The sequence below is a fragment of the Vibrio gallaecicus genome, assembly GCF_024347495.1.
Classification (GTDB): domain Bacteria; phylum Pseudomonadota; class Gammaproteobacteria; order Enterobacterales; family Vibrionaceae; genus Vibrio; species Vibrio gallaecicus.
The window spans coordinates 588,536-610,123 of record NZ_AP025490.1 but is presented as its reverse complement, the minus strand read 5'-3'; the positions used below and the strand labels follow the sequence as shown (position 1 = coordinate 610,123).

Genomic DNA, 21,588 nt, shown 5'->3' with positions numbered 1-21,588 from the left:
AGGAGAAAAACATGGAAGATTTTTCATTTTTTAAGTTATTTGATACCTCTGAATTATTCATTTTCTACTGATCTTTCAGTGCTCTACAAATGAATTAAACAGTGGGTTAAAACACTGAGACAGTAGTGATTAAAGTTAGGTCATAACATCTGTTTTCTACCTAACTTTAATCATTACCTACGCCAAGGTTAAGCCTTTCCATCTAATCCCTTATTTGTTTTGTTTAATACTAATCAATCACTTAAACTTATAACATCTGATCTTTAAGGGTTTGTAATGGAACTGGTTCTCTCCTTACTTCAACAAATGTGCGTCTACTTAGTACTTGCTTACATGCTAAGTAAAACGCCAATTTTCCTTCCTTTACTCAATGTTTCTTCTCGACTAAGACATAAGTTCAGTCTCTACGTCGTATTCTCATTATTTTGTATCATGGGTACGTATTTTGGCTTGCAAATCAATGACGCCATTGCTAATACACGAGCGATTGGAGCGGTCATGGGCGGGTTATTTGGAGGTCCTGTAGTTGGCTTCGCCGTTGGGCTAACAGGAGGAATTCATCGATATTCATTAGGGGGCTTTACCGACCTTGCTTGTGCCATTTCTACCACAGCCGAAGGTCTAATTGGCGGGCTACTTCATATTTATTTAGTTCGCAGGAATAAAACGGAGCAACTATTTAACCCTATGGTTGTTTTCTCAATCACATTGTTTGCCGAAATTATCCAAATGCTCGTCTTACTGATCGTTGCCAAGCCTTTTGCTCAGTCTTACGCGCTTGTTTCTGATATTGCTGCGCCAATGATTATCGCAAACTCATGTGGTGCTGCACTCTTTATGAGCATTATCCAAGATAAAAAAACCATTTTTGAGAAGTATTCTGCGACCTTCTCTCGCCGAGCTTTGACCATTGCAGAGCGCTCTGTGGGGATACTACATGGTGGGTTTAATTCAAAAAACGCAGAGCAAATTGTTCGTATTGTCTATGAGGAAACCAATGTTGGTGCTGTCGCTATTACCGATAGAGAGAAAATTTTAGCTTTTGTAGGCATTGGCGATGAACACCATAAACCCAATACGCCAATTTCTTCGCATTCCACCCTCGAAGCAATGAATAAAAACGATATTATTTATCTGGATGGTAAAGATACTCCATACCAATGCTCCTTATCTGCCAATTGTAAATTAGGATCTGCACTCATTATTCCATTACGTTCAGGTGATGAGGTGGTCGGCACAATAAAGCTGTACGAACCTAAGCTAAAGTTATTTTCTACCATCAACATGTCTATGGCTGAAGGTATTGCCCAACTGCTTTCAAGCCAACTACTTTTTAGTAATTATCAGCAACAGCAAACCTTACTTACTCAAGCCGAAATAAAGCTTTTACACGCACAGGTAAACCCACATTTTTTGTTCAATGCTTTGAATACCATTAGTGCAGTTACAAGAAAAGATCCGGATACAGCGCGAGGATTAATACAGCACCTTTCTCAATTTTTCCGCAGTAACCTCAAGCAAAACATCAGCTCGGTAACGGTCAAAGATGAACTTGCTCACGTCAATTCCTATCTTACGATTGAGAAAGCTCGCTTTACTGATCGGCTTGAAATTATTTGGGAGATAGACCCGAGTTTATATGACTTGAAGATTCCAAGCTTCACTTTGCAACCTTTGGTTGAAAACGCCATTAAACATGGGATATCGAACTTACTCGAAGGTGGATGCATTCGAATATACAGCCAAGAAACTGCTCATGGTTTTAAAATTACAGTCGAAGACAATGCTGGTAATTACCAAGATCCCGAGGATAACCATCAAGGGCTAGGCATGGAAATTGTAGATAAGCGACTCACTCATCTATTTGGCGCTCAATCTTCATTAAAAATAGAATGTATTCCACAGCAATTTACCCGAATGAGCTTTATGATCCCTAAGCAAGATCATTTCCAATCACATACTCATAATCAGGTTTAGAAATGTCACAAGGAACGAGACTTTTACAAGCGAAGATAGCTTTACACGGCACGCTTATTCTTAAGGAGCAAGTATGTTGAAGGCATTAGTCATCGACGACGAACAGTTTGCACGAGAGGAGTTAACGGAGCTGCTTCTTGAAACTGGCGGTGTGGAAGTGATTGGCTCAGCAAGTAATGCGATTGAAGGTTTGAAGAAAATAAACCAACTCAAGCCCGATGTGGTTTATCTTGATATTCAAATGCCACAGGTTACTGGAATTGAATTACTTAGCATGCTCGACCCTGATTCTATGCCTTACGTTGTTTTTGTTACTGCCTACGATCAATATGCGATTCAAGCTTTTGAAGACAATGCTTTTGATTACTTGCTTAAACCCGTAGAACCACAGCGCCTGAAAAAAAGCGTGACTAGATTAAGTAAGGTGCACAACCAAGGGCTCACTCTACCAGTGCAAAGTGTTAATGAAATCGCACCTGAAAATTTAGAGCAAATTCCCTGTATTGGGCATAACAGAATTGTGATTATGTCGAGTAAATCAGTCGAGTGCGCTTACTCTGATATTAGTGGTGTTCATGTAAGAAGCTCAACACAAACTGCTTGCTCACAACTGACACTAAAGGTACTAGAGGAAAAAACTCATTTGATTCGCTGTCACAGGCAGTTTTTAGTGAATATACAATGGATTCAAGAAATAAAGCTTTTAGAGAATGGTTTGGCTGAAATCATCACTTCAACTGGCTTTGAGATCCCAGTGAGCCGGCGCTATTTGAAAGTATTAAAAGAGCAGTTAGGGATTCAATAGTGGGCGGGTATGTTCATAAGGCAAGTATGGACGAGTCATGGGATTTGAGTACGACTTACACTCAAACCCCATTTAGAATCGTTAGTCTATCTGTTTTATTTGTAACTCTTTAGGCACTTCGAAAAACATATTTTCTTCACGCCCTTGAATCTCTTCAATTCCCTCAGCACCTAACTCTCGAATACGATCAAGGATCTGATTCACAAGCTCTTCAGGAGCTGATGCACCGGCTGTAACACCTATCTTAACCTTGCCTTCGACCCATTCTGGTTTTATGTCTTCTGGGCAATCTGTTAGATAACCTGGCGTACCTAACTTTTCGGCTAATTCTTTTAGTCTTGTGGAATTTGATGAGTTCTTAGAACCAACAACAATAACCACATCTACATCATTCGCCATTTCACGAACGGCATCTTGTCGGTTTTGTGTCGCGTAACAAATATCGTCTTTACGTGGACCTTGGATCTCAGGAAAAACACGGCGCAGCTCTTCAATCACATCAGCGGTTTCATCAACCGATAATGTCGTTTGGCTGACATAGTGCAAGTTGGACGCATCATTAACTACCAAATGTTGAACGTCTTCCGGTTTCTCTACCAAATACATACCACCTGACTTACTAGCGTATTGCCCCATAGTACCTTCGACTTCAGGGTGACCAGCATGACCAATCAATACCACTTCCATATCTTTGCGGCTTGCACGAGCCACTTCCATATGAACTTTCGTTACCAACGGGCAAGTCGCATCAAAAACGGTAAGTTCGCGCTCTTTCGCTTCTTTGCGAACAGCTTGTGATACACCATGGGCAGAAAAGATCACGATATTATCATCAGGCACTTCACTGATTTCTTCAACAAAGATAGCACCACGCTGTTTTAACCCTTCAACAACAAAACGGTTATGAACCACTTCATGACGAACATAAATAGGCGGCTGATACATCTCAAGTGCACGTTCAACAATACTGATCGCACGATCAACACCGGCACAAAAGCCACGAGGGTTAGCTAACATTATTTTCATTTTATTGCTCAATTCATTGTCACTTTACATACCCATAGCTTAACGCAGAGGCTATAAGCTTAAAGCGGGGCTAAAATCGTTTCCATGGAGTTCGCGATTAGCGAAGCTTGCATTCTACAGTGAAGCTCAAAAACAGTGAAGCGCTTGGTTAGAATCGACTGTAAGGTGCTATGTCTATCTGAAGGCAAGGCTAGAACCTCTTAACCTTGCCAATCAATCTCTATTCAACTTCTAAAATATCCACGTCGAAAGTAACATCTTGTCCCGCGAGGGGGTGATTAAAATCAACCGTCACCGAGTCACCAGCGATTTCAGTAATAATACCTGGAATTTCCATACCGTCAGGACCTGAAAACGCCATGATAGTACCGACTTCAACTTCTGCATCACCAACGAATTTCGCACGATCCATGTGATGAATATGGTCAGGGTTCGGCATACCAAACGCATCTTCTGCTTTTAATTCAATCGACTTTTTTGTACCAGCTTCTAAGCCGATCAAGCATTGCTCAAAATTCTCACTCAGGCTTCCATCACCCATAATAAATTTCGCTGGCTTGCCCATATTCTGAGTACTATCGGCAACAGATCCATCTTGCATTTTGATAGTAAAATGTAGAGTTACTGCTGAATCTTTTTTAATTGCTACCACGTGACTTTCCTTAGATTTCTTTATTATTGGAAGAACAGTTTTATTTGATTGTCTTATCCTGTGCAGCATAAACAAAAAGCGCTGTTGGAATCAACCGACAGCGCTTAGGGCTATTCTAATCTGTGAGTCATAGACTGACTTCAGAGCAGCTTATTTACTTTCATCTTTCTTACGAAAACCATCTAATATAATCATCGCAGCGCCGATACAGATCCCCATATCCGCTAAGTTAAACGCAGGCCAGTGGTATGCGCCCCAGTAGAAGTCTAGGTAATCCACGACAAAGCCATGCACAACACGGTCAAATACATTACCAACCGCACCGCCAATGATGATTGCATAAGCGATGTTATTCCACTTCTCCGATGCTGGAAGCTTACTCATCCAGTAAGTCAGCATGCCTGTTACCACAAAAGCGATACCGGTAAATAGCCAACGCTGCCATCCGCCTTGATCGCTTAAGAAGCTAAAAGCAGCACCGTAGTTATGAACATACAGTAAGTTAAAAAACGGTAGGATCTCAATTCGATTTGCCCAGCCGTATCCCATATTATCCATAACAACTAACTTAATGGCGATATCAGCAATAAAGACTAGCAGAGCTAACCATAACCAACGTACACCAGATTGTTTTAATGTTAGTGATTGTTCACTCATACCTTTTCCTAAAACCTAAAAATAACCCCAGTAGATACTGGGGCTATAATATTTCTAAAAAGTTCAGTTGCTTGCTAGCAAATTATGCGTATTTACGCACTTCACCTTCACCATCGACGTTTGTCACACAACGACCACATACTTTTTCGTGACCTTCAATTGTGCCTACATCTGGAGTATGGTGCCAACAACGGTCACACTTCTCAGCTTCTGTTGCGGCTACTTCAACAAATAGACCTTCAACGTCCGTTGCTTGAGCAGTATCAGACTTCTCGCTAAGTGGCTTAACAACAGCTGCAGAAGTAATCAGTACGAAACGTAGCTCATCTTCTAGTTTGTTGATTTTCGCCGCTAGTGCGTCGTCAGCGTACAGAGTTACTTCAGCCTGCAGTGCGCCACCGATTGTTTTTTCTTTACGCGCGTCTTCAAGAAGCTTGTTCACTGCGCCACGAACTGACTGGATTTCAGCCCAGAATTCGTTGCTTAGTTCTTCACCTTCTGCAAGACCGAATAGATCTTCGAACCATTCACCAGTGAATACGAACGTGTCGCGCTGCTCTCCAGTTGGTAAAGAGCTTGGCATTTCGTTCCAGATTTCATCAGCTGTGAATGACATGATAGGTGCCATCCAACGAACTAGTGCTTCTACGATGTAGTAAAGCGCAGTTTGACAGCTACGTTGAGCATGGCTGCCCTGCTTCGCTGTGTACTGACGGTCTTTAATTACGTCAAGGTAGAAAGAACCCATTTCGATAGAACAGAACTGCATTAGACGCTGAGTCACACCGTGAGTGTTGTACTCGCCGTATGCTTTAACAATCTCTTCTTGTGCAGCTTGAGCACGGCCCACAGCCCAACGATCAAGTGCTACCATTTCATCAGCAGGAACCAGATCAGTTGCAGGGTTGAAACCGTTTAAGTTCGCAAGGAAGAAACGAGCTGTGTTACGAATACGGCGGTACGCATCAGCTGAACGCTTAAGGATCTCATCAGAAACCGCGACTTCGTTTGTGTAGTCCGTAGAAGCAACCCATAGACGCAGAATATCCGCACCTAGCTTGTTAGTTACATCTTTAGGAGCAACAACATTACCGATAGATTTAGACATCTTACGGCCGTTACCATCAACCACGAAACCGTGCGTTAGCACTTGCTTGTATGGTGCTTCGTCTTTCATCGCGATAGATGAAATCAAAGATGACTGGAACCAGCCACGGTGTTGGTCAGAACCTTCAAGGTAAAGATCAGCACTGTGCGTTCTTTCTTCATTCGGGAAGTTGTACTCTTCACGAGAATCCACAACCGAGAAGTGCGTAACACCAGAGTCAAACCATACATCTAGCGTATCCATTACTTTTTCGTACTTATCAGCGTCTTCAGCGCTCATAAGTTCAGCAGCATCTACATCCCACCAAGCTTGGATGCCTTTCTCTTCAACAAGTTTTGCTACTTTTTCAATAAGAGCTGGGCTTTCTGGGTGAAGTTCTGACGTTTCTTTATGAACGAACAGAGCAATTGGTACACCCCAAGTACGTTGACGAGAGATACACCATTCAGGGCGACCTTCGATCATACCTTCGATACGGCTTTGACCCCACTCAGGCATCCACTCAACATTCTTCGTTGACTCTAGTGCTTTAGCACGTAGACCAGCTTGATCCATAGAGATGAACCATTGTGGTGTTGCACGGAAGATGATTGGAGTTTTGTGTCTCCAACAATGTGGGTAGCTGTGCTCGTAAGCGTGGTGGTGCAGCAGTGCACCTTTCTCTTTTAGAACTTCTAAAACAGAGTCGTTCGCTTTGAATACGTGCTGACCAGAAAATAGCTCAGTGTCTGGCAGGTAAACGCCGTTAGAACCTACTGGGTTAGCGATTTCTAGGTTGTACTTCTTACCAACCACGAAATCTTCTTGACCGTGACCAGGAGCGGTATGAACCACACCAGTACCAGAGTCAGTTGTTACGTGATCGCCAAGAACAGCAGGAACCGTGAAGTCGTAGAACGGGTGGTTGAACTGAGAAAGCTCAAGATCAGTACCAGTAGCAAAACCAAGGTTATGGAAGTGATCGATACCTGCACGGTCCATTACGTCTTTTGCTAGTTCAGAAGCAACAACGATACGTTGGGCTGGCTGTTCGCCATTCTCTTCAACTTGAATAAGTACGTATTCTAGATCATCACGTAGACATACTGCGCGGTTTGCAGGCAGAGTCCATGGTGTTGTCGTCCAGATAACGATAGAGATTTCGCCTTGTCCAGCGTGTCCTTCAGCTAGAGTAAACTTCTCTAGAAGCGCCTCTTCGTCAGCTGCAGAAAACTTCACATCGATAGATGGAGAAACTTTATCTTTGTATTCAACTTCAGCTTCAGCTAGAGCAGAACCACAGTCAGTACACCAGTGAACAGGTTTGAAACCTTTAAGAAGGTGACCTTTGTCTGCAATTTTGCCTAGAGAACGAATGATGTTCGCTTCAGTGCCAAAATCCATAGTGCGGTAAGGTTTGTCCCACTCACCCATGATACCAAGACGCTTGAAGCTCTCTTTCTGATCTTCAACTTGACCTGCTGCGTACTTACGACACTCTTCGCGGAATTCAGCAGCAGAGATCTTCTGACCAGGCTTACCTTTCTTCTTCTCAACCATTAATTCAATTGGAAGACCGTGACAGTCCCAACCTGGAATGTACGGTGCGTCAAAACCAGAAAGGGTCTTAGATTTAATAATAATGTCTTTAAGAATCTTGTTCAGCGCGTGACCAATATGAATATCGCCGTTCGCGTATGGAGGGCCATCATGTAGTACGAAAGACTTTTTACCTTTCTTTGCTTTACGGATTTCACCGTAAAGATCTTCTTTGTACCAACGTTTAAGCATTTCTGGCTCACGATTAGCCAGGTTGCCGCGCATTGGAAACCCTGTTTCAGGTAAGTTCAGGGTATCTTTATAATCACTCATCGATTCTTAATTCCGTCATATTGGGCGAGGTTAGACATTATTTTAACCAGTGGAATCATCCGGTTAATTCTTTAACTGAAGCAACAACACCCTTGCAGCTTCAGCATCTAATTCTATTTGATTTTTAAGTGCGTCAAATGATTCAAATTTCTTTTCATCACGCAATTTATGTAAAAGTACTACTTCTAACTGTTTACCATATAAATTGGCTTTAAAGTCAAAAAAGTGTACTTCTAGTTGTTGCCTAATTCCATCAACTGTTGGTCTTTGCCCTATGTTAGCCACTCCACCGACGGTCACCCCATCAAGATCGAGAACTTGCACAACATAGACTCCAGATACAGGAGAGACACAGCGTTTAAGAGGAATATTAGCCGTAGGAAAACCTATCGTTCTTCCTAATTTACGACCATGAGAAACGCGACCACTGATACTGTAATCACGCCCTAGCATCGTAGCACTATTTGCAAAATCATCTGCAGCTAATGCATTTCGTATTTCCGTGCTACTCACGCGGCGTTTATCTAAACAATAGCTTTGGGTGCTCACCACCTCAAAACCATATTTATCACCCGCTTGCTTTAACATAGCGAAATTACCGGTACGACCTTTACCAAAGCAGAAGTCGTCACCAACAACTAAAAACTTAACGCCAAGCTTATCGACAAGCAATTCTTTAATAAATGCTTCGGCGGATAAACTCGAAAAATACTGATTGAAATTCACACACAGCAATCGATTAATATCAAGTTTACTGAGCTGAACAAACTTATCTCGCAAGCGAGTCAGGCGCGCCGGCGCTTTATCCCTAGCAAAAAATTCCATAGGTTGCGGTTCAAATGTCATAACGACAGAAGGTAACGCTAACAAGTCAGCTTGACGCGATACTTGTTGTAAAACTTCCTGATGCCCTAAATGAACACCATCAAAGTTACCTATGGTTAATACACAGCCATGATGCTGCGCTTTAATATTGTGAATGCCTCGGATAAGTTCCATTATAACCAGCTAAAACCTGTAATTTTGCATCATTTATTGTGTGAAACCGACGGATTATATACTAATCAGCATTAATCTGTCGCGGCTTTTAAATGTTTTACTCGGACACCTAGAACAAGCACTGAAGCGATATAAGCTGCCGCACCAAAACCAATTAACGCAGCCAACATAAATGCTCGGTGAGCAAAGGTCCAAGATAGCCACTGCTGGGAGCTTTCTAGCTGCCATAATATTGCCGACACCATAACACCACCAGCTAACACCAATTTAGCACTGAATATTAAAGTGGTCTTAGTTAGCTGATAAACACCCGCTCGATGCAAGCCTCTGTAAAGTAATGCCATATTTACGAATGCTGAAAGTGCAGTGGCAATGGCTAACCCTACATAACCATAAAAATAAGCAAAGATAGCGTTGAACACCATATTAGTGGTCATGGCGATAATGCCGTATTTCACTGGCGTTTTTGTATCTTGTCGTGAGTAATATCCAGGGGCTAATACCTTAATCAACATAAAGTTCAACAGCCCAGAAGCATAAGCAACAAGAGACATTGAAGCTTGGTCTACATCATGCGGTGTAAATTCTCCTCGCATGAATAAAACCATCAACATTGGTTTAGCTAAGACTATCAGCCCCAACATTGCTGGAATTCCTAATAAAAGAACCATACGAACACCCCAATCCATGGTGTGAGCAAAGCCATCACCTTGTGAATTAACGTGCTTACGGGATAGAGCAGGAAGAATCACGGTCGCAATTGCGATACCAAATAGACCGAGGGGGAATTCGAGTAATCTATCTGCGTAATAAAGCCAACTGATAGAGCCTGTTGCTAAGAAACTCGCGATGAATGTGTCAAACAACAGATTAATTTGACTGACAGATACACCAAATAAGGCTGGGATCATTAATGTGCGGATCTTTACAACCCCCGGATCTCGCCACCCCCATTTAGGCTTAACCAATACTCCAGCTTTGATAAGAAAGGGCATTTGGAAAAGAAATTGGACTAAGCCACCTAAAAATACGCCGATTGCTAAGCCAATTTCAGGCTGAGCAAGATTAGGAGAGATAAACCACGCACTGCCGATAATCATCACATTCAAAAAAACAGGTGTAAATGATGAAACAGCAAATTTACCTAGGGTATTAAGAATGGCTCCAGACAAAGCAACAAAAGTGATAAACCATAAATATGGAAAAGTAATTTTGAGCATAAAGCTCGCCAATTCAAACTTAGGAGCTGCCGGTCCATCATTAAGCCAATCAATAAACCACCCGGCTCCGAACATGGCCGTTATAACCCCAGAGCCTAAAACACCAGCAATAGTCACAATGGAAACTAAGACACCTAAGGTACCTGACACTTTAGCAATCAAATCACGGGTTTTATCTTTATCACCTTTTGCATGGTATTCAGTTAATACAGGAACAAAAGCTTGAGAAAATGCCCCTTCGGCAAATAAGCGACGCAAAAAATTGGGTATTTTATTTGCGAAGAAAAAGACATCGGCACTTGCTCCAGCCCCCATTAAATTGGCGACGACAACATCTCGTACAAGCCCTAACACTCGGGAAACAAACGTCATTGCACTGACGATCATGCCTGACTTTAACAGTCGTTTACTCACAAAAACCTCTGACACTGGTTGATTACTTTTAGGCAAGGATAAATACTATCCTATTCTTGAAGGTATATTTATTAGCATTGGTCTACAAATGCTGTTAGAATCCCCGCCATCTTAACCGCGATGACTCTTCCAATCCAAATATTGTTTGGCTTAGCTGGGTTTTTGCACAAATCATTTGACAATTAAGCGCTAATGAGGGATAGTCCTCGCCCTTAAATTGTCACCGAACTAAGTTTTTGGGAGTTAGACCCTTGGCAAACAGTAAATCTGCTAAGAAGCGCGCTATCCAAGCTGAGAAACGTCGCCAGCACAATGCTAGTCGTCGTTCTATGATGCGCACTTACATGAAAAAAACTATTGCAGCTATTGAAGCTGGCAATAAAGAAGCTGCAACTGCAGCTCTTGTAGAAGTTACACCACTTCTAGACCGTATGGCGGTTAAAGGCCTTATTCATAAGAATAAAGCTGCTCGTCATAAGTCTCGTTTCGCTGCTGCAATCAAAGCTCTTTAATTAGAACTGCGATTACAACGCTTAACGAAAAAACCGGCCTTGGCCGGTTTTTTTATATCTGAAATTTGAGTATCTCGCTTTTACCACCTGGCTTAAGCCGTTAATTCGCACTTAAGCTTATTTCTATTTTTCTAATAGAGCCTGATGCATCTTTTAACCTTCAACTTCTTCACTTCAGGGCTCGATACTTAGTTTTTATTTACAGCTCGTTTCTTTACTCACAGTAGATGCTGTGTAGAAGTTCAATCATTGCCTTCACTTCACCACTACTTAATGTGTAATAAACAGTTTGTGCTTCCTTACGCGTTTGGACTAAACCATCTCGGCGTAACCACGCTAAATGTTGAGATAGAGCAGATTGGCTTAATTCCAGCATCCCACACAGTTCACCAACAGATAGTTCAGAGTTGTGCAGTAAGCATAAAATTTGTAAACGTCGCTCATTAGCCATCGCTTTTAACAAAATCACCGCTTGAGATGAATTTTGTTCCATATCTTTCAAGTTCATAAGCCGACTCCTATACAACTTCTGACATTCATAACCAGAAAATTCGATGTTACTAATACGATTTACTACTAATATACTTGGAATAATAATCCAAATTGATGTATTTCCAAACTATTCATTTATAGATAAAGCTATTCAAACAACTTACTGAAATCAGCATCACACACATTTTTTACTGCCGGGTGCTGAATCATTCTTTCAGCAAATATGACGTAGTACTCTTCTTTAAACTCTTCAATATTACCAAGTAATTGTAAAGAGATGTCTTCTTCAAGTTCTGATATATAAACCGTTGGTGCCAATAAGATCACATCTGGATGATAACGAGCAAAAGCCTTCATCAATGCAACATCATCAAACTCACCAAGAATATCTGGCTTTAGCCCTTGCCTATCAAACCACTGTAATACCTTTCTGCCCATTGATGTTCGACTTCCAGGAATGAGTAATTTTTTTTGTTCTAATACTGCAGGGAAACTGACACCTTCGATGTCCCCAGAGCAGAAAAAGCTCATACCGCTTTCACCTAGCTTTTTGCTGAATAACCCAGGGCTTTTCCCTGAATCAACAGGACAGTCAGATAAAATCATGTCTAGCTTATGCTGTGATAACTGTTCAAGTAGCAATTCATGAGTAGACTCAAAACAACGTAAATGGATTCGGCTGTCATCAGGAATGGTAGTCATTAATATTTTACTGACAAACCTTTTAGACAAAGCATCCGCTACGCCTACATCAAATAAAATATTGGAATGCTGACTATAGTTAACGATATCAAGCATCTCGTAGCTTAAGCCAAACATACGATCTGCATATTTGAAAACTAACTGACCGAGCTCTGTGGGTTCAACACTACGACCATTTCGCTTCGTTAATTTGCCATCCATTCTTTCTTCAAGCGCTTTAATCTGACCAGTTACTGTTTGAGGTGTTAAAAACAATGCTTCAGCAGCTTTAGTAACAGACCCTTGCTTGCAGACCATCCAAAAATAGTAAAGGTGGTTATAATTTAGGTGCGACATAGAGACTCAGTTATCGTGGGATTCACCTCTATTTATATCAAATATGACACGCCCCCTCAAATAGTTCGTAAAAACCTACAAAAATGAACAATAACGATAGTTTTTCCTACATATCAATTTTCACATTGTCATATTAAAAATAAAAACCGAAAAAAAATTCAAATAATCGAGCTAGATCCCACCGAACAAAAACCAAAATAAAACCTTTAAAAACATACAGATACTAGAGTGTCATTTTATATTTACATATTTCACAGTTAAAACATCACGAAAAAAAAGAGACCTCATAAAAATGTAATATTACTGAAATATTTCCCCTCTAACATCACGCTCAGATTAACTCATAGACTTAACACAGACTCTTACAGTCAAATGGAGAATACATTATGAACCAAGCTACTACTGCAGCAGCGCCAATGGCGAGCACTACTCGCTGGCTACGCTGGGCTAACTTGGCATTCATGCTTTACCTACTACTACTTTCTGTTTCAATGGTAGGTACAGGCTTTAAATGGGCAACGGGCGAACAAGCAAAAGTTTTATTTGAATTTGCATCTCACCCTGTTGCTGGCTTAATGATCGGTTTAACCGCTACGGCTCTTATTCAATCATCAAGTACTGTTACTTCAATTATTGTTGGCTTAGTTGCTGGTGGTTTACCAGTTGAAGTCGCTATCCCTATGATTATGGGTGCTAACATTGGTACAACAGTAACTAATACGCTAGTTAGCCTTGGTCATGTACGTTGTAAAGATGAGTTTAAGCGTGCTTTTGCAAGTGCTACTATTCACGATTTCTTTAATCTCCTTGCCGTTGCCATCTTCTTACCAATAGAAATGATGTTTGGTATGTTAGAAAAGATTTCTCATTGGTTGGTTTCTCCAATGCTAGCAACTGGTGATATGAGCATTAAAGGCTTTAACTTCATCAAGCCTATTACTAAGCCTGTTGTGAGCGCGATTAAAGAGCCTCTATCAACATTTGGTGATACTGTCGGCGGCGTTATGCTGATTGTATTGGGTATCGCAACTATCTTCATCGCAATCACTGTGATGGGTAAACTTATGAAGAGTTTGATGGTTGGTCGTGCTCGTGAAATTCTAAAGAATGCAATTGGTCGTGGTCCTCTTCACGGTATCGCTTCAGGTTCAATTGTAACGATTCTAGTACAGTCATCTTCTACAACGACAAGCTTAATGGTTCCACTTGTAGGTACGGGTGTCCTTAAGGTTCGTGATGTTTACCCGTTCACTCTTGGTGCTAACATCGGTACATGTATTACCGCTTTACTTGCAGCAACAGCCGTTTCCGGTGAGTTCGCAGTATTTGCACTCCAGATTGCCCTTGTTCACTTAGTGTTTAACTTGATGGCTACAGTATTCATCTATGGTATTCCGTTCCTACGTGAGCTGCCGGTTAAGGGCGCAGATTTCATATCTGACATGGCAGTAAAAAACAAAGCTGTTGTTGCTGGTTACTTAGCTGCAGTATTCATCGTAATGCCAGGTACTATTCTTGCTCTAACAGCATAGACATTACCTTTCATAAAATACGATAGTAAATAAAAATCCCCGCTCTCATTGAGGCGGGGATTTTTGTATCCAAAGATAAAGTTCCAGATACAAAAAAAGGTTGGCTATTTCTAGCCAACCTTTTCATTATTTCTTTATCTAAAGTTATCTATCGAAGATTACTTCTCTCCTTTCCCATTCTTTCTAGCTTTAACAAAAGAACAACTAGGAAAGGTTAAACCGAAAATGGATACTTAATTGCATCATGGCATTCATAGCCTTCGACCCAAAAATCATCTAATGTCACCCAAGTTTCTAAATCTTCAAGTGACTTAATTTCAGGGTTAATATGAAAAGTAGGAGCAGCTAGCGGCTCTCTTTTCAACTGAATGTCTTTCATTGGCGCCAGTTGATCTTCATATATATGGGCATTCACAATTTTATGATAAGCCACGCCAGGCTTCTTACCTGTAATTTGAGCGATGATAGCCAAAAACACATAAACCTGAACCATATTGAAATTAAGTCCAAGTGGCACGTCACAAGAGCGCTGAGTGCTATTTAAATATAAAGTGTCACCCAATAAAGAAAAATGATGGCTATACATACACGGTCTTAAGCAACCCATGTGGAATTCACCTGGATTATAAAAATTAAGAATCTCCCCCCGGTCGTCAACACCGCGAGTCAAGTCATCCACAATTTTCTTCAATTGATCGATATGACCGCCATCAGGTTTAGCCCATGCTCGACCTTGAACACCGTAAACTCGCCCCATATCATCTTCACCTTTACGGTAAGGATTATTTAGCCAGGCGTCATTTAAGTTTGAATTGGCATCCCAAGTCTTGGTACCAAGCTTTCTGAAGTCTTCTGCATTATCGTAACCTCGGATGTAACCAAGGAGCTCTGCAACAGCCGCTTTCCAAAAACTTTTACGAGTTGTCACTAGCGGGAATTGATTCTGACCAACATTGTAGGTTAGATCGGCATTAACCACGGTAAGACAGCGCTTACCTGTCCGCTCATTTTCAATCCACACACCATCATCTACGATACGCTGACAAAGATCTAAATACTGCTTCACGATAACTTTCCTAACAAAAATGAATTCTACTGAACAATTTTACTGTTTGATTTGTATGCCCACGCCACCATCAACGCACCTAAAATCACCATTGGTAGCGATAATATTTGCCCCATAGAGATGAAGTCACCAAACAAACCAAGGTGGGCATCAGGCTCTCGTACATACTCAACAAGGAAGCGGAAAGAACCGTACCCCATCAAGAACAGACCAGAAACAGAACCTAACGGGCGAGGTTTACGAATAAACCAATTGAGGATGAAGAATAAAACAATACCTTCCAATGCCATCTCATACAACTGAGATGGATGGCGAGGCAATGGTCCACCGTTAGGGAAAACAATACCCCATGGAACATCTGTTACACGTCCCCATAATTCACTGTTCATGAAATTACCTAGGCGTCCCATCCCTAAACCAAACGGAACTAAAGGTGCGATAAAATCAGCCACGCCAAAGAATGGTCGACCGTTCTTGCGTGCATACCAGAACATTGCGCTAATAACACCGAGTAAACCACCGTGGAAAGACATACCACCGGTCCATACTTTGAACAGATATAGCGGGTCTTGCAAAAACAAATCAAAGTTGTAAAACAGAACGTAACCAACACGCCCACCAATCACTACCCCAAGAAAGCCAGCGAACAATAAGTCAGACACTTGCTCTCTCGTCCATCCACTATTCGGCTTATCAGCTCGGCGGTTCGCTAACCACATAGCAAACATAAAACCAACAAGGTACATCAACCCGTACCAACGAACAGCAATAGGACCTAGTTCGATAAGAACAGGATCAATATTTGGGAATTCAATAAACCCCTGAGACATACTCGACTCTCTATAACAATAAAATGAATAACAATGAATGAAACGCGCGGACTAAGAATACTGAAATGGGACTACAGCAACATAGCGCCAGCAATGAACATTAAAAATACAGCAAAGAATTTTTTTAAAACCGATGTCGGTAATTGAGTAGCAAGCTTTGCCCCTATGCGAGTTGTCAGCACAGAAGCACTCGCTACGGCAACTAAAGCAGGTAGGTACACATAGCCAACACTGTATTCAGGTAAATGTTCGACGGATGAGCCATGCCAAACAAACCCAAGCATGCCTGATAAAGCAATCACACAACCGCACACTGAGGACGAACCCACAGCTTTACGCATCTCTATGCCATGATAATTTAAAAAAGGCACAGACAATGATCCACCACCGATTCCAGCTAGGCTTGAAATAACACCAATCCCACTACCATAGATGATGGTTTTAGCTGAACTCGGCATAGACTTTTGACTGGTCGAACGAATCGATAGCAGCATTTGCAGTGCAAGTAGCAACACAATGAAACCAAAAACTTTAGGAAGGTATTCCGTAGGGATGACATCTGCAATAAAAGACCCCATGAAGCCCCCTATCACGACCCCTGGCATCAACCACTTAATAACAAATATATCAACATTACCCAGCTTTAGATGATTTAAAGCGGATGAACCTGAAGTCACTATTATTGTGGCTAAAGAGGTTGCCAGTGCCATTTGCATAGCAATATCAGGGGATATCCCAGATTTCGGAAGGAGAAAAAGGAGAGCAGGAACAACAAGTAGCCCGCCACCAATACCCAGTAAACCTGCTAATACGCCAACTACCGCACCTAATACTACTAGCAAGCCTATTAGTTCATATGTCACGTTATATCCTATTTCTTACCCGCTCGAATAAAGCCAGTAAACTCTCGTTCTTCAAAATAACGTAACATCATACTATAGATGCTACTTCCGTAGGGCTGTGATAATGCTTTATTCGCCAAATCTTGTAGCTCTTGATGCGTAGATTGGCGAATCAAATACTTAGTTCTTGCAACATTAGAGGTGTTCATACTTAGGGTGTCATACCCTAACCCAACTAATAACAAGGCTCCCATCGGGTCCCCTGCAAGCTCACCACATATACAGACAGGTAATGAATGTTGTTTACAAGTATCGTGTATTTGTTTCAAAGCCATAATCACTGCAGGGTGCATAGATTCATAGACACTCGCTACACGTGAATTGTTCCGGTCTACGGCTAATAAATATTGAGTTAAATCGTTGGTGCCAACTGATACAAAATCCACTTTATTAGCAATAAGAGGCAGTAAATACACGATTGAAGGCACTTCCAGCATAATCCCTATACGCGGCATTCTCACTCGGCTATCCAACAAACTCACTTCATCATAAGCTTGTTCAATAAGTTTGATGGCATCATCAAGTTCCTGTGCACCAGAGATCATCGGAAGTAAAATACTTAAATTCTGACTGTCACAGCTTGCTCTAAGCATTGCGCGTAATTGAATGATAAAAATATCGGGATGATCGAGTGTAAAACGAATCCCACGCCAGCCTAAGAATGGGTTATCTTCCTCAATTGGAAAATACGGCAAGGCTTTATCTCCACCAATATCAAGCGTTCTCATAACCACTTGTTTATTCGGGTAGCTCTCCAAGACTGAACAATACTGCTTCACTTGCTCATCTTCTGAAGGGAAGCGCTGCTGTAAAAGAAAAGAGATTTCAGTTCGATACAAGCCAACGCCATCAACACCTTGATTAAGTGCAATGTTGGTATCAGCACTCAGCCCCGCATTCAACAAAATATCAACATGCCTGCCGTCTTGTGTCAGTGCCGGTTTAAACAGCTCTTGATTGACCATTGAAGAGAGCTCACTCTCCTCTAACACTAACTCACCATATTCACTCAGTAAGTTACTATCAGGTTCAATGAACACTTCACCGCTGTAACCGTCAACAATGGCTTGCTTACCATTTATTTGTTCGAGGTTCAGGCTCAGCCCCATGACTGCTGGTACGCCTAAAGCACGAGACAAAATAGCAGCATGAGAGTTTGCTGCCCCTTCAAGAGAAACCACTGCTAATAACTTCCCTTTAGGGATAGAAGCTAAAACAGAAGCGGTTAACTCTCGAACGACTAAAATTATCGGCTTTTCTAAAGAACGCTGTTCATATTCAGTATTATGGAGAAAGTAGAGTAACCTTTGTCCTAATTCGCGAATATCTTGAGCACGTTCTCTTAGGTACACATCCGACATTCTAGCGAAGCGGTTTGAATAACTTTCAACGACTTGCCTTAGTGCCCAATCCGCCCTATCACCTTTTTGAATCTGAGATTTCAGATCTTTACGAAGCATTGGATCGTTCAGTAAGTGAGTAAATAAATCAAAGATCGCCAAAGCATCTTTATTAATATCACTATCTAAACGCTTTCTCATACGCCTAAAATCACTCAGCGCATTTTCAATAGCCACTACCAACTGCTCATGCTCTTTTTCAATATTAAGCGTAGAGGCCGGATAGACGTCAGTCAGTTCAGGTTGAGTGTTGTCCCACCAAAGATCGCCAATTGCTACACCCGAAGAAGCTGCGATACCTTTGCTTGATAAACGCTGCTGTTGCTCTAAACGCCATAAACCTTGCGTTTGTGCATGGGCAACAATCACTGCTAGCTGGGCAGAAAGAGTGACAAGGAAAGATTCTTCCATTTCACTGAATAAACGGGGTGACTTTTGTTGAATAACCAGTACGCCAAGCACTTGCTTGCGATAGATAATTGGAGTGCCTAAAAAAGAGTGATAAACATCTTCACCTAATTCAGGGAAAAACTTATAAGCAGGATGATTTGAGACTTCGGCAAGGTTAATAGGTTCAGCACTGCGCTTAACAAGACCAACTAAACCTTCCGAAAAATTAATATGAATACTGTCAGTTTTAAAATTCAGACCTTGAGTTGCCATCAACTCAAGGCGCTGCATTTCATCGTTAGCAAGGTACACGGTGCAGCATTCAGTCTGCATCGCGCTGCATGTCTCTTTTACTAAAATATCAAGGGCAGTATAAACATCTTCAACCCTTGAAACTTGTTCAACTATGTCCCTTAGTTGACTGAGCATGCTTACCCTCTACGTTGTTTACGTTTTCCTTTTGTCTTTCGCTCTTTAAACGGCATTGCTAAAGATGCGAATTCTTTCATTGCTCGACGATACACATCTCGCTTAAAAGAAACGACTTGTCTTACTGGGTACCAATAGCTTACCCAGCGCCAACCATCAAATTCAGGTGTACTTCCACGCTGCATATTAATACGAGATTCATCGCAATCTAGTCGTAGAAGAAACCACTTCTGTTTTTGTCCAATACAGACAGGTTTTGAATCCCATCGAACTAAGCGTTTGGGTAGCTTATAGCGTAACCAATGACGACTAGTCGCAACGATTTTCACATCCTTTTTTGTTAGACCAACTTCTTCATATAACTCTCGGAACATTGCCTGCTCTGGAGTTTCACCTTCATCAATCCCCCCTTGGGGAAACTGCCAAGAATGTTGCCCGTACCGTTTAGCCCAGAAGACCTGACCATGGTTGTTACAGATTACAATACCAACGTTTAATCGGTAACCATCGCCATCTATCACTGGCCAACCTCTATCTAAATTTTTAATTACATTGATTTTTCCACATATCCCCAAGCGGAGCAAACTTAGTGATGTGATTAAACCGATATTTATGATTTTATTCTTAATTCTGGATAACTTTTGTTCAAATTTAAGTTACCCACATAAGAGTGAGACATAGACCACATTTATTCACCTTTTCTGTGAATAACTATGTGAAGAATTAACAATAATTGGCTATCAATAATCTTCATATAGATTGAAAAGTTATTGAGCATTTTAACTTTTAAAATATAACAATTAAAAATCAACAAGTTAAATTAAAAGTAAAAAATAAAATTAAAACAAAATCGGAAGGATCTTTACAGAAAAACAATCGGTCAAAGATCAACCAATGTGACCTTTATCCACACAGCACACTAAAAGCTTCATTTTACTCTTGATATAGCAAGTATTCATTCATCTTAAAATGCCTGTTTATTTATACAGATCACAATTATTTTTATTTTTACGTAACTAATCTGTGGATAACCTTAATTTTGATCAAAGGATGCACAGCAAGATCGTTTATTAACCGGTAATCATTTCCAATAACTTCTGATAAAATTCATTTTTTATATTGCCTCTTTATTATGAAACCAGAACCTAAAACCCAAGAAGAATTACTAGAAAGAGCCAATGCTATTGCTGGATTGTCATTTCAAGAGTTAGCCAACGAAGCCAAGATGGATGTACCACCAGATCTTAAACGAGATAAAGGTTGGGTTGGGCAGTTACTTGAATGGCATTTAGGAGCGCTCGCCGGCAGTAAACCTCAACAAGATTTTGTTAACTTAGGGATCGAATTAAAAAGCATTCCTATCAGTTATAGCGGAAAGCCACTAGAGACAACTTTTGTCTGTGTTGCTCCACTAATCGGTGTACAAGGTTTAACTTGGGAAACCAGCCATGTGCGAAATAAGTTATCTAAAGTGCTGTGGATACCAGTTGAAGGAGAAAGAGAAATTCCTTTAGCGGATAGAAGAGTTGGATCGCCTTTGCTTTGGACACCAAGCTCTGAAGAAGAGGACGTGTTAAGAAGAGACTGGGAAGAGCTAATGGAAGTTATAGTGCTCGGTAACATACAGCAAATCACCGCCCGGCACGGAGAGGCTCTGCACTTACGTCCAAAAGCAGCCAATAGCCGAGTTCTCACAGAAGCTTATGGCATAAATGGAAAACCAATAAAAACTAAGCCAAGAGGCTTCTATTTAAGAACGCAATTTACTCATCAAATTTTAACGGCACATTACCTATAATTATTTAGCCTTTAATCTATATATCTGAAGGTTTTTTTAATTAATGCGTAGTTAATGACAGCTCTATATCACAATAGGGCTGGCTTGGTGTAGAGCCGAACTCATCGTACGTATTGTGTAATCGTAAATACGCTTTCTCTATACCCAATCGCACTAGTTCTTCTTTTACTTGATCCAAAGATCCGAAATGTAGCGGCTCCCCGCCTTTTTTTACTGGTTCAAGTTTATGCTTATATTCAACTGCCAATAAGTATTCAGTCACATCCGAACACCCAATCACATACACTTTAGGTGGTTGATAAGACTCCTTGTGATGCCCGTGTAACCACATGTCTAATTGATGTTTTTGCATGATTCACCTCCACTGCTCTATTCAAGCTTAGTTGAAGTCATTTACTTTGCTAAAAAATACATTTGAAACGTAAAAAGAGAAGTGAGTAACCACTTCTCTTTTCAATTTGATATTCATTCAAGATCACTCTAATAATCC

The 21,588-nt window shown here is 41.1% G+C and carries 19 protein-coding genes; 5 read left to right on the top strand and 14 right to left on the bottom strand.

The window, feature by feature from the left end; genetic code table 11:
* The first annotated feature begins 276 nt into the window (after positions 1-276).
* Both OCU78_RS02690 and btsR read left to right on the top strand, forming a co-directional pair.
* Positions 277-1,977, top strand: a complete 1,701-nt coding sequence (locus tag OCU78_RS02690; protein WP_137374563.1) for a sensor histidine kinase — start codon at positions 277-279, stop codon at positions 1,975-1,977.
* Between the two features lie 73 nt (positions 1,978-2,050).
* Entirely contained in the window at positions 2,051-2,782 is a 732-nt protein-coding gene (gene btsR / locus OCU78_RS02685) for a two-component system response regulator BtsR (protein WP_137374562.1), read from the top strand.
* Positions 2,783-2,863: 81 nt separating this feature from the next.
* On the opposite strand, the gene ispH is transcribed toward btsR, so the two are convergent.
* The 6 genes from ispH to murJ form a co-directional block, all read right to left on the bottom strand.
* Positions 2,864-3,808, bottom strand: a complete 945-nt coding sequence (gene ispH, locus OCU78_RS02680) for a 4-hydroxy-3-methylbut-2-enyl diphosphate reductase (RefSeq protein WP_137374561.1) — start codon at positions 3,806-3,808, stop codon at positions 2,864-2,866.
* A 220-nt stretch (positions 3,809-4,028) separates the two neighbouring features.
* A complete protein-coding gene (fkpB, locus tag OCU78_RS02675; RefSeq protein ID WP_137374560.1) occupies positions 4,029-4,460 on the bottom strand; it encodes an FKBP-type peptidyl-prolyl cis-trans isomerase in 432 nt (143 codons plus the stop codon).
* A gap of 150 nt (positions 4,461-4,610) precedes the next feature.
* On the bottom strand, positions 4,611-5,117 hold the full coding sequence (gene lspA, locus OCU78_RS02670) for a signal peptidase II (protein ID WP_137374559.1): 507 nt from the start codon (positions 5,115-5,117) through the stop codon (positions 4,611-4,613).
* An 82-nt stretch (positions 5,118-5,199) separates the two neighbouring features.
* Complete coding sequence (ileS, locus tag OCU78_RS02665) at positions 5,200-8,076, bottom strand: isoleucine--tRNA ligase (RefSeq protein ID WP_137374558.1); 2,877 nt, start codon at positions 8,074-8,076, stop codon at positions 5,200-5,202.
* Between the two features lie 63 nt (positions 8,077-8,139).
* Positions 8,140-9,075 (bottom strand): bifunctional riboflavin kinase/FAD synthetase, encoded by a 936-nt coding sequence (gene ribF / locus OCU78_RS02660; RefSeq protein WP_137374557.1) that lies wholly within the window; start codon positions 9,073-9,075, stop codon positions 8,140-8,142.
* A 71-nt stretch (positions 9,076-9,146) separates the two neighbouring features.
* Positions 9,147-10,709: a murein biosynthesis integral membrane protein MurJ gene (murJ, locus tag OCU78_RS02655; RefSeq protein ID WP_137374556.1), complete on the bottom strand. Its 1,563-nt coding sequence runs from the start codon at positions 10,707-10,709 to the stop codon at positions 9,147-9,149.
* A 251-nt stretch (positions 10,710-10,960) separates the two neighbouring features.
* Between murJ and rpsT the strand changes: the two genes are divergently transcribed.
* Positions 10,961-11,221 (top strand): 30S ribosomal protein S20, encoded by a 261-nt coding sequence (rpsT, locus tag OCU78_RS02650; protein ID WP_137374555.1) that lies wholly within the window; start codon positions 10,961-10,963, stop codon positions 11,219-11,221.
* A 214-nt stretch (positions 11,222-11,435) separates the two neighbouring features.
* Here the strand turns inward: rpsT and OCU78_RS02645 are convergent, their stop codons facing one another.
* Positions 11,436-11,729, bottom strand: coding sequence for an ArsR/SmtB family transcription factor (locus OCU78_RS02645; protein ID WP_137374554.1), 294 nt, complete (start codon positions 11,727-11,729; stop codon positions 11,436-11,438).
* Positions 11,730-11,860: 131 nt separating this feature from the next.
* Complete coding sequence (gene nhaR / locus OCU78_RS02640) at positions 11,861-12,751, bottom strand: transcriptional activator NhaR (RefSeq protein ID WP_137374553.1); 891 nt, start codon at positions 12,749-12,751, stop codon at positions 11,861-11,863.
* 386 nt (positions 12,752-13,137) lie between these two features.
* Here nhaR and OCU78_RS02635 point away from each other — a divergent pair, with 386 nt between their 5' ends.
* The gene (locus OCU78_RS02635; RefSeq protein ID WP_137374552.1) at positions 13,138-14,283 is read left to right on the top strand and encodes a Na/Pi symporter; all 1,146 of its coding nucleotides are present in this window, start codon (positions 13,138-13,140) and stop codon (positions 14,281-14,283) included.
* Between the two features lie 214 nt (positions 14,284-14,497).
* Here OCU78_RS02635 and OCU78_RS02630 read toward each other — a convergent pair whose 3' ends face one another.
* The 5 genes from OCU78_RS02630 to rppH all read right to left on the bottom strand — a co-directional run bounded on the left by OCU78_RS02630 (position 14,498) and on the right by rppH (position 19,821).
* Complete coding sequence (locus OCU78_RS02630; protein ID WP_137374551.1) at positions 14,498-15,349, bottom strand: thymidylate synthase; 852 nt, start codon at positions 15,347-15,349, stop codon at positions 14,498-14,500.
* A 26-nt stretch (positions 15,350-15,375) separates the two neighbouring features.
* Entirely contained in the window at positions 15,376-16,179 is an 804-nt protein-coding gene (gene lgt, locus OCU78_RS02625; RefSeq protein WP_137374550.1) for a prolipoprotein diacylglyceryl transferase, read from the bottom strand.
* Positions 16,180-16,250: 71 nt separating this feature from the next.
* Complete coding sequence (locus OCU78_RS02620) at positions 16,251-17,042, bottom strand: sulfite exporter TauE/SafE family protein (protein ID WP_137374549.1); 792 nt, start codon at positions 17,040-17,042, stop codon at positions 16,251-16,253.
* Between the two features lie 8 nt (positions 17,043-17,050).
* Positions 17,051-19,300: a phosphoenolpyruvate--protein phosphotransferase gene (gene ptsP / locus OCU78_RS02615; protein ID WP_137374548.1), complete on the bottom strand. Its 2,250-nt coding sequence runs from the start codon at positions 19,298-19,300 to the stop codon at positions 17,051-17,053.
* A 2-nt stretch (positions 19,301-19,302) separates the two neighbouring features.
* Complete coding sequence (rppH, locus tag OCU78_RS02610) at positions 19,303-19,821, bottom strand: RNA pyrophosphohydrolase (RefSeq protein WP_137374547.1); 519 nt, start codon at positions 19,819-19,821, stop codon at positions 19,303-19,305.
* A gap of 611 nt (positions 19,822-20,432) precedes the next feature.
* Here rppH and mutH point away from each other — a divergent pair.
* On the top strand, positions 20,433-21,098 hold the full coding sequence (gene mutH / locus OCU78_RS02605; protein WP_137374546.1) for a DNA mismatch repair endonuclease MutH: 666 nt from the start codon (positions 20,433-20,435) through the stop codon (positions 21,096-21,098).
* A gap of 40 nt (positions 21,099-21,138) precedes the next feature.
* On the opposite strand, the gene OCU78_RS02600 is transcribed toward mutH, so the two are convergent.
* Positions 21,139-21,450, bottom strand: a complete 312-nt coding sequence (locus OCU78_RS02600; protein WP_137374545.1) for a DUF6482 family protein — start codon at positions 21,448-21,450, stop codon at positions 21,139-21,141.
* Positions 21,451-21,588 lie beyond the last annotated feature (138 nt).

Excerpts from the sequence above, each read along its gene's own strand:
- OCU78_RS02690 (WP_137374563.1), top strand. The coding sequence starts at position 277 with ATGGAACTGGTTCTCTCCTTACTTCAACAAATGTGCGTCTACTTAGTA.
- btsR (WP_137374562.1), top strand. The coding sequence starts at position 2,051 with ATGTTGAAGGCATTAGTCATCGACGACGAACAGTTTGCACGAGAGGAG.
- ispH (WP_137374561.1), bottom strand. The coding sequence starts at position 3,808 with ATGAAAATAATGTTAGCTAACCCTCGTGGCTTTTGTGCCGGTGTTGAT.
- lspA (WP_137374559.1), bottom strand. The coding sequence starts at position 5,117 with ATGAGTGAACAATCACTAACATTAAAACAATCTGGTGTACGTTGGTTA.
- ileS (WP_137374558.1), bottom strand. The coding sequence starts at position 8,076 with ATGAGTGATTATAAAGATACCCTGAACTTACCTGAAACAGGGTTTCCA.
- ribF (WP_137374557.1), bottom strand. The coding sequence starts at position 9,075 with ATGGAACTTATCCGAGGCATTCACAATATTAAAGCGCAGCATCATGGC.
- OCU78_RS02645 (WP_137374554.1), bottom strand. The coding sequence starts at position 11,729 with ATGAACTTGAAAGATATGGAACAAAATTCATCTCAAGCGGTGATTTTG.
- nhaR (WP_137374553.1), bottom strand. The coding sequence starts at position 12,751 with ATGTCGCACCTAAATTATAACCACCTTTACTATTTTTGGATGGTCTGC.
- OCU78_RS02635 (WP_137374552.1), top strand. The coding sequence starts at position 13,138 with ATGAACCAAGCTACTACTGCAGCAGCGCCAATGGCGAGCACTACTCGC.
- lgt (WP_137374550.1), bottom strand. The coding sequence starts at position 16,179 with ATGTCTCAGGGGTTTATTGAATTCCCAAATATTGATCCTGTTCTTATC.
- ptsP (WP_137374548.1), bottom strand. The coding sequence starts at position 19,300 with ATGCTCAGTCAACTAAGGGACATAGTTGAACAAGTTTCAAGGGTTGAA.
- mutH (WP_137374546.1), top strand. The coding sequence starts at position 20,433 with ATGAAACCAGAACCTAAAACCCAAGAAGAATTACTAGAAAGAGCCAAT.
- OCU78_RS02600 (WP_137374545.1), bottom strand. The coding sequence starts at position 21,450 with ATGCAAAAACATCAATTAGACATGTGGTTACACGGGCATCACAAGGAG.